Source organism: Parabacteroides sp. AM58-2XD (assembly GCF_003463685.1).
Taxonomy (GTDB): domain Bacteria; phylum Bacteroidota; class Bacteroidia; order Bacteroidales; family Tannerellaceae; genus Parabacteroides; species Parabacteroides segnis.
This window is the reverse complement of sequence record NZ_QSDP01000203.1, coordinates 1-3,239: the sequence shown is the minus strand read 5'-3', so window position 1 is coordinate 3,239 and position 3,239 is coordinate 1. Positions and strand designations below refer to the sequence as shown.

2 protein-coding genes are annotated in these 3,239 nt (G+C 33.5%); both read left to right on the top strand.

Annotation, left to right across the window (positions count from 1 at the left end; all coding sequences use genetic code 11):
- Positions 1 to 69: 69 nt before the first annotated feature.
- Positions 70 to 2,106 carry a methyltransferase domain-containing protein gene (locus DXA15_RS24710; protein WP_128135807.1) on the top strand — a complete coding sequence of 679 codons (2,037 nt, stop codon included), beginning with the start codon at positions 70 to 72 and terminating at the stop codon, positions 2,104 to 2,106.
- A gap of 123 nt (positions 2,107 to 2,229) precedes the next feature.
- A partial coding sequence (locus DXA15_RS24705; protein ID WP_158579716.1) for a tetratricopeptide repeat protein occupies positions 2,230 to 3,239 on the top strand: 1,010 nt, incomplete at its 3' end.

The window sequence follows — 3,239 nt, the reverse complement described above, 5'->3', positions numbered from 1 at the left end:
TTATTAATCCATTTTTTCTAGAATAGAAATGTTTTAATTTGAAAAATGCAAACATGAAATTTTTATATAATGAATGGTATAAAAGAAAAAATATCTTCAGATATGATAAATGTGATTGATTGTTATCAAAAATCACGATTGTTCAAAGATAGTCAATTAGAGAAGCAAGCCGAGGAATTATTAGATATTGTTTTGAAGGGACTCTCTTGTGAAATGCCTATAGAATTGGGAAATGGATTGTTAGGAACTGCTTGTGGCGTTATTTATTTGCTACAGCACCAATATGTAGACGGTGATGCAGATGAGATATTGGCAGAAGTAGATCATTTTTTGTTTTGGCAGTTGACTTGTCGTCCCGATGAAGCTATTGCGAATTGGGCAGATTGGTTATACTATTTTCGAATACGTATTTTATGTAACAGAGAACCAACTAACTGTTTGTCAGAAATTATTTTTCGTCAAAATCTGATTTTTTTGTTAGATCGTTTGACTAATGCGATCAAAAGTGGATATCATTTTTCCAGAGATATCTATTCGGAAGTAAAAAAGATTCATTTGATGAATATTTTTCCAGTAAGAACAGCAACTTTGCTTGGGTTACAGACAAATACTGAATCTTTGATTCCGATTGATAATATTGAAAGAGATGAGGTGGCTTTTGTTGTTGCGATCCGTATTGATTCAATCGATCGGGAGAGAAATTTGGATTTCTTATTGGAAAAATTGACAAACATACCCAATAGTAAGGTTTGGATAATAGAGGGAGATGATCGACCTCGTTATACATTCAAGCATTCATATTCGAATGTATATTATCTGTTTAAGATAGATTCTGATCCCGTTTTTTATCGTACCAAATATCTGAATGACATGCTAAAGATGGTTGAGGCTCCGATTGTTGGTGTTTGGGATACAGATATTTGGGTGGCAGAGGAACAGATTCAAATGGCAGTTGATGCTATTAAGAAAAAGAAAGCAGTTATGAGCTATCCTTATGACGGACGTTGCTGTTGGCTTCCCCCTTCTGATTCAAATCGTTTTAGAGAGAATTGTTCTCCTGAAACATTGAACAATTATGGTATTTATAGACTAAATACAAACGGAGGAGCTTTTTTTGTAAACCGAAAGACTTATTTGGCAGCAGGTGGTGAAAATGAACTTTTTTACGGGTGGGGTCCGGAAGATACAGAACGTATTAAACGAATGGAAATATTGAGACTACCTGTTTTTAGATCACCAGGACCTTTATTCCATTTATATCATCCCCGTAATGATAATTCAAAATATGCTGAAGGAGACATTGAAATGCATAATCGGAAGATGTTTTTGAAAATTTGTAGTTTATCTGCAGGAGAACTGTTGAATTTTATTCAAAAGAATGGTTATGACATGAGAAAGCTTACAGATACTTTTCGAAAAAATGAAAAATATAGTTCGGAGATAGCTTTTTGGAAAAATGAAATTTCTCGATATAAATTGTGGTATGAAGGAAAGTTATCTGAATTGTACGGAACTTCTTCTCTGTTGCCGGAGCAATGCATTGTATTGGAAAATCCAATACACTCTGCAATTATGACTTGGACGAAGTTACACCAACAAATTAAATATTTGCAGGTATTGCAGTTGGATTCACAGATATTTTCCGGGAAAAAGGTTTTGGATCTAGGAGCGGGACCTATGCCGAGTGCTACTTGTTTTTCTGGATGTGAACTATATGCTTTGGACCCGTTAATGTCTGTTTATAGAGATTTAGGGTTTCCACATGAATTGTATCCGGATGTTCATTTTATAGAAGCTTATGCTGAAAAACAACCTTTTGAGGATAATTTTTTTGATGTAGTAATATCTGTCAATGCAATTGATCATATCGATTCTTTAGAACTAGTAGGAATGGAATTACAAAGGGTTTGCAAACCGGATTGTTTTTTTACGATGCATGTTCACTACCATTCGGCAACGGTTTGTGAACCAATAGAGATTAGCGATATTCTATTTAAAAAAGTATTTAACTGGGTTAAAAATCTTCGAGTCGTTTCACGTTCACAATATTCTTATGGTTCAGTTATTCCGGAATGGGAACAATATGTTTTGTGGAGTAATTTCTAAGTGAAGAAATCTATTGTTTGTTGTGTGAAATCACTTGTGGAGAAGAATTATAAGCTTTTATCGATATTTGTTTTGATCTTATGAAAATAAAGTTTTACCTTGCATTCAATAATTTGAATGTATATGATGAAAGACCCTAAACTAATTCTGAATCTGCTATTTTTTTTCTGTCTGGTGGCTTGCGGTGACGGTACAAGTGTATCTCCCTTATTGATTGAAGCAGAGAAATACATGAATGAAAGACCGGATAGTGCGTTATTACTATTAGATAGTATAGCACATCCGGAAAATCTTTCACAGGAACAAAATGCTCTCTGGTGTTTATTGTTGACTCAGGCACAGGATAAAAATATCATTACTCCTACATCTGACTCTTTGATAAATGTAGCAGTGGATTATTTTGAAAAGACTGACAATATGGAGAGAAAGGCACAAGCTTATTATTGCCAGGGAAGAGTCTTGACTGATATGTTGCTTTTTGATAAAGCGATTATCAGTTATTTAAAAGCGGAAGAAATGGTACTGCAAACTACTGATTATAATTTGCAGGCACGTATTTATAATCATTTGGGAGATTTGTATGATAAGACTTCGTTTTACGAAGATGCTTTATCTTGTTATCAAAAAGCGTATGATTCTTATAAATTAGCAAATAATTTATTGGGTGTGGCTTTTGTATTGAGAGATATAGGATCGTCTTATGAGTATCAGAATCAATTAGATAGTGCAACTTCCTATTTAAAAAAATCATTGGAAATATCAGATGAGAATGGCTGGAATGATTTGAGTAGGAGCCTTCTTGTCTGTCTAGGGAATATTTGTGAAAGTCAATCATCATATTCGGAAGCAGTTGAATATCTTTATAAATCTATGAGTGGGGTAGAAGAAGATAACCTATCCTATTCTTTATATTATTCGTTAGGTTACTTATATCGACAGGTAGGACTATCGGATTCTGCATTTTATTATTTGAATAAAGCTATGGACAGTTCTGACTTGTATATACAGTGTCAATTGAATAGGGAGTTTTCTGTCTTATTCTTTGAAAGTAAAGATTATGAAACTGCATTTGAATATAATGAACGATATATATTATTACGTGATTCGATAGACATATTTATCAACCTGAAAAA

Excerpts from the sequence above, each read along its gene's own strand:
- DXA15_RS24710 (WP_128135807.1), top strand. The coding sequence starts at position 70 with ATGAATGGTATAAAAGAAAAAATATCTTCAGATATGATAAATGTGATT.